The organism is Cellulomonas triticagri (genome assembly GCF_003696205.1).
In the GTDB taxonomy this organism is placed as follows: domain Bacteria; phylum Actinomycetota; class Actinomycetes; order Actinomycetales; family Cellulomonadaceae; genus Cellulomonas; species Cellulomonas triticagri.
This window is the reverse complement of the sequence record NZ_RFFI01000181.1, coordinates 1-4,856: the sequence shown is the minus strand read 5'-3', so window position 1 is coordinate 4,856 and position 4,856 is coordinate 1. Positions and strand designations below refer to the sequence as shown.

General features: G+C 75.8%; 4 protein-coding genes and 1 pseudogene. 2 read left to right on the top strand and 3 right to left on the bottom strand.

Translation table 11 applies throughout. The features are described from left to right. Both EBM89_RS21545 and EBM89_RS19460 read left to right on the top strand, forming a co-directional pair. Positions 1 to 755 (top strand): annotated as a pseudogene (locus EBM89_RS21545) (hypothetical protein); the annotation flags it as partial. 118 nt (positions 756 to 873) lie between these two features. Continuing rightward, positions 874 to 1,809 carry an aldo/keto reductase gene (locus EBM89_RS19460; protein ID WP_122151248.1) on the top strand — a complete coding sequence of 312 codons (936 nt, stop codon included), beginning with the start codon at positions 874 to 876 and terminating at the stop codon, positions 1,807 to 1,809. 30 nt (positions 1,810 to 1,839) lie between these two features. Here EBM89_RS19460 and EBM89_RS19455 read toward each other — a convergent pair whose 3' ends face one another. The 3 genes from EBM89_RS19455 to EBM89_RS19445 form a co-directional block, all read right to left on the bottom strand. Next, positions 1,840 to 3,399, bottom strand: a complete 1,560-nt coding sequence (locus EBM89_RS19455; protein WP_233571868.1) for a sensor histidine kinase — start codon at positions 3,397 to 3,399, stop codon at positions 1,840 to 1,842. Then, the gene (locus EBM89_RS19450) at positions 3,396 to 4,130 is read right to left on the bottom strand and encodes a response regulator transcription factor (protein ID WP_122151247.1); all 735 of its coding nucleotides are present in this window, start codon (positions 4,128 to 4,130) and stop codon (positions 3,396 to 3,398) included. Before EBM89_RS19450 ends, EBM89_RS19455 begins: the two co-directional genes overlap by 4 nt. Before the next feature lie 87 nt (positions 4,131 to 4,217). Further along, positions 4,218 to 4,598 carry a VOC family protein gene (locus EBM89_RS19445; protein ID WP_233571867.1) on the bottom strand — a complete coding sequence of 127 codons (381 nt, stop codon included), beginning with the start codon at positions 4,596 to 4,598 and terminating at the stop codon, positions 4,218 to 4,220. Positions 4,599 to 4,856: the final 258 nt, after the last annotated feature.

Genomic DNA, 4,856 nt, shown 5'->3' with positions numbered 1-4,856 from the left:
AGCCCGGCCCGGTCGCGGCCGTTCCCGCGGCCCCGGCGGCGCAGCCGCCCACCGCCGCGCAGCCGCCCATCCCTACCACCGGTGACGACGGCGGGTCGGGCGACGGGGACGACCCCGACGCCCTGGGCGCCCCGGACCGGCGTCGCCGCTGGCCGCTGGTCGTCGGGATCGTCGCCGCGGTCCTCGTCGTCGGGGGCGCCGGGACCGCGTACGTGCTCACCCGCGACGACGCCGGGCCCGCCGCGGCACCGCCGGACGTCGTGCTGCCGTCGCCGACCGCGTCGGTGGAGCCCGTGGCGCGTCCCGCGACGACGGCGTTCGCGTCCGCGCTGCCGGCGACGGTGCTGCAGTACGCCCTCACGGCGTCGGCCGACGACGCCGAGTGGCTGGCCCAGGGTGCCGTCGAGGCGTACACGGAGACCTACGGCGACGGTGGTGACGCCGAGGTGACCGTGCGGGCGGGGCAGTGGGCGACGCCGGAGGAGGCCGACGCGGTCCTCGCGGGGCTCGTGGCCGGGCTGCCCGCGGTGCCGGAGCCGACCGCTGACGCGACTGCCTCCCCGAGCGCGGCGCCCGGTCCGAGCGTGCTGAGCACCGGTGAGGTCCTGGTGGACGGCGCCGCCACGGGGACGGTGACCGTGCTCGACGCGGGCGACGGCTCGGGCGTGGCGGTGTGGCGCAACGGCACCACGGTCTTCCACGTCGTGGGCCCGGCCGCGGACATCGCCAACCTCTACGCCGCCTACCCGCTCTGAGCCACCCCCGGTCGATGTGTGACGTGGCACACGTCCGGGTGGCTGAGGAAGCGGGCCGCCGCCGGGTCCGTTAGGACGGATCGGGGAGCAGCGCGCTCCCACCCGACCGAGGAGGACCATGGCACGCATCGGCACCACCGACCTGGACGTCCTGCCGCTGAACCTGGGCGGCAACGTGTTCGGCTGGACCGCGGACGAGGACGCCTCGTTCGCCGTCCTCGACGCGTTCGCCGCCGCTGGCGGCAGCTTCGTCGACACCGCGGACGTCTACTCCGAGTGGGTCCCGGGCCACGAGGGCGGGGAGTCGGAGGCCGTCCTGGGTCGCTGGATGGGCGCGCGCGGCAACCGCGCCGACGTCGTCATCGCGACGAAGGTCGGCAAGCTCAGCACCCGGCGCGGAACGTCCCGCGACGTGGTGCGCGCGGCGGTCGAGGACTCGCTCAAGCGCCTGGGCACCGACTACGTCGACCTCTACTACGCCCACGAGGACGACCAGGAGACTCCGCTGGAGGAGACCGTCGTCGCGCTCGGCGAGGTCGTCGCGGAGGGCAAGGCCCGGTACGTGGCGGCGTCCAACTTCTCGCCCGAGCGGCTGGCCGAGGCGCTGCGGATCGCGGACGACCTCGGCGTGGCCCGGTTCGTCGCCCTGCAGCCGCACTACAACCTCGTGCACCGCGACGAGTACGAGGGCCCGCTGCAGGAGCTCGCCGTGCGCGAGGGGCTGGGCGTGCTGCCGTACTCCTCGCTCGCCAGCGGGTTCCTCACGGGCAAGTACCGCGACGGGGCGGACGCCGTGGACAGCCCGCGCGCGGGCAGCGCCGGACGCTACCTGGACGACCGGGGCCGCCGGGTGCTCGCCGCGCTGGACGAGGTCGCGGCCGCGCACGGCACGTCCGTGACCGCGGTGTCGCTCGCGTGGCTGCGGGTGCAGCCGGGCGTCGTCGCGCCGATCGCGAGCGCCCGGTCCGTCGCCCAGCTGCCGGACCTGCTGGCGGGCGCGACGCTCGCGCTCACCGACGACGAGGTCGTCGCCCTGTCGGCCGCGGCGTCCTGAGGACCTGCCCGCCCGGCCCGCCCGGCGCCGTCACGGGGTCGCGAGCGGGAGGGTGACCGTGAAGGTGGTCGCGCCGGGGGTGCCGTCGACGTCGATGGTGCCCCCGTGCGCGGTGACCACCGCGTGCACGATCGCGAGCCCCAGCCCGGTGGACCCGGCCGCGCGGTTGCGGGACTCGTCGCCGCGCGCGAACCGCTCGAACAGCCGCGAGCGCAGCGGCTCCGGGATGCCGGGGCCGTCGTCGCGGACCCGCAGCACCGCCGCGGGGCCCTCGAGCGCGACGGAGACGACGACGGTCGTCCCCGGCGGGGTGTGCACGCGGGCGTTCGACAGCAGGTTCACCAGGACCTGCCGCAGCCGGTGCTCGTCGCCGACCACCTCGACCGGCTCGGCCTCCGCCTCGGCTTCCTCCGGGTCGTCGTCGGCGGCGCCCGGCAGCTCGAGGCGCCAGACGTGGTCCCTCCCGGCGACGTGCGCGTCCGCGACGGCGTCCACGGCGAGCGCCGCGAGGTCCACCTCCCCGAGGTCCAGGTCGCGACCCGCGTCGAGGCGGGCCAGCAGCAGCATGTCCTCGACCAGCGACGTCATGCGGCGCGCCTCGGACTCCACGCGACCCATGGCGCGCACCGCGTCGTCCGGCAGGTCGGCGGGCAGGCGCTGCACCAGCTCGGCGTAGCCGCGGATCGACGCCAGCGGCGTGCGCAGCTCGTGGCTGGCGTCGGCGACGAACCGGCGGACCTGCGTCTCGGACTCGTGCCGGGCGGTCAGCGCGGACTCGACGTGCCCGAGCATCCGGTTGAGGGCGGCACCGACCTGGCCGACCTCCGTGGCCGGGTCGGTGTCGCGGGCGGGGACGCGCTCGGGGATGTCCACCTCGCCGCGGGACAGCGGCATCTCGGACACGCGCGTGGCGGTGGCGGCGACGCGGTCCAGGGGGCGCAGCTCGCGGCGCACCAGCACGGTCGCCAGCACGGCGGCGACGACGAGGCCGAGCGCGGCGACGGCGATCTCGACGACGACGAACTCGTCCACCGTGTCCGTGATGGTCGACACGGGGACGGCGGTCACCGACGTGTCGCCGCGGTCCGACACCACGGACACCGCCCGGTAGGTGCCGAGCCCGGGCAGCGTCACGGACGTCGGCTCGCCGTCGGGCGTCAGGTCCAGCAGGGCGGCGAGCTGCGCGTCGGTGAGCTCCTGCACCACGGCGTCGTCGTCCAGGTACCCGGACTGCACGCTGCTGCCGTCGGCGCTCTCGAACACGCTCACGGTGCCGACCGATTGCCCCGGCAGGCCGAACGCGGGCGGCACGGCCCCACCGGGGAACACCCGCTCGCCGTCGGCACCGGTGGGGGCGTCCTCCGGCGCCCCCTGCCCGAGCCGGTCCGGCGCGGCGGCCGCCCGCTCGCTCGCCGACCGCAGCCGCTCGTCCACCTGGGTCAGCAGCGACCCGCGCAACGCCACGGTCGAGGCCACGCCCATCACGGCGGCGACGACGGCGAGCAGCGCGAGCACCACGGCCACCAGGCGGCGGCGCAGCGTCCAGCGGGCGTGCGGCCGGCTGTCCGGGCCGCCCGCGGCGGCGGTCACGCGGCGGGCTTGAGCACGTACCCGACGCCGCGCAGGGTGTGCAGCATCGGCTCGCGCCCCTTGTCGATCTTGCGGCGCAGGTAGGACACGTACAGCTCCACGATGTTGGCCTGGCCGCCGAAGTCGTACTGCCACACCCGGTCGAGGATCTGCGCCTTGGACAGCACCCGCTTGGGGTTGCGCATGAAGTAGCGCAGCAGCTCGAACTCGGTGGCGGTCAGCCGGATGTCGACGCCGTCGCGGGACACCTCGTGGGCGTCCTCGTCCATCCGCAGGTCCCCGACGACCAGCACGGCCTCGTCGCGCTCGGACACGGCGCCGGCGCGGCGCAGCAGCGCGCGCAGGCGCGCGACGACCTCCTCCAGGCTGAACGGCTTGGTGACGTAGTCGTCGCCGCCGGCGGTCAGTCCGGCGATGCGGTCCTCGACGGCGTCCTTCGCGGTGAGGAACAGCACGGGGACGTGCGGGTGCGTGGCGCGGATGCGGCGCAGCACCTCCAGCCCGGACAGGTCGGGCAGCATGATGTCGAGCAGGATCACATCCGGGTCGAGGGACTTCGCCTGCTTGATCGCGGCCTGCCCCGTCAGGGCGTGCTCCACCTGCCAGCCCTCGTACCGCAGGGCGGTGGAGAGCAGCTCGGCGAGGGTGGCCTCGTCGTCGACGACGAGGGCGCGGACGGGCTGGCCGTCCGCTCGGGTGAGGGCGTCGCGCTGGAGCGTGGAGGAGGTCATGCCCCCGAGTCTGGGCGCGCGACCTGGAGCGGTCCTGACGTGGTCCTGTGGGTTTCCTGTGGGTGGGCGAGGCGATGGCAGGCGGGTTCAGCTGCCCTCGATCACCGACAGCACGTTGCCCGACGGGTCGGTGAACCAGGCGATCAGCGGGCCACCGCCGCGGAACACCCCGTCCTCGTCGGTCTGCACCGGCGTGCCCTCGTACCGCTCGAACACCACCCCGCGCCCCCGCAGCTCGGCGACCGCGGCGGGGACGTCGTCGACCGGGAAGTTGAGCACCGTGTAGGAGGCGGGGGAGTGCGCGTCGCCCTTCGGGTACACCAGGACGTCGCGACCGCCGGACAGGTGCAGCCACAGCATCCCGTCCTGCTCCTCGGCGTCGAGGCCGAGGACATCGCCGTAGAACTCCCGGGCGGCGGGGACGTCCGCTACCGAGAACCCGCTGAATCCGTTGCCGAGGTCGAGCACGGTGCCTCCCGCGTCGTCGCCGGACCGCCCCGTCGGCGGTGCGCGTGCTCCCAGGGTGCACCCGGGGCGGGTGCGGCGCGACGGGGGACGCCCGCGGGCGGCGCGGTGGAGGAATCGTGTGCGCACCCCGTGGTGGCCCGGGGGTGGGACGCGCTCCCCTACGGTGGACGTCATGTCCCGCCCGACCACCGCCCCGCCGCCCGGCGTGCGCGGCCCGCAGCCCGGTGCCGCCCCCGCGGCCCCGCGCGGCGGCCTGCT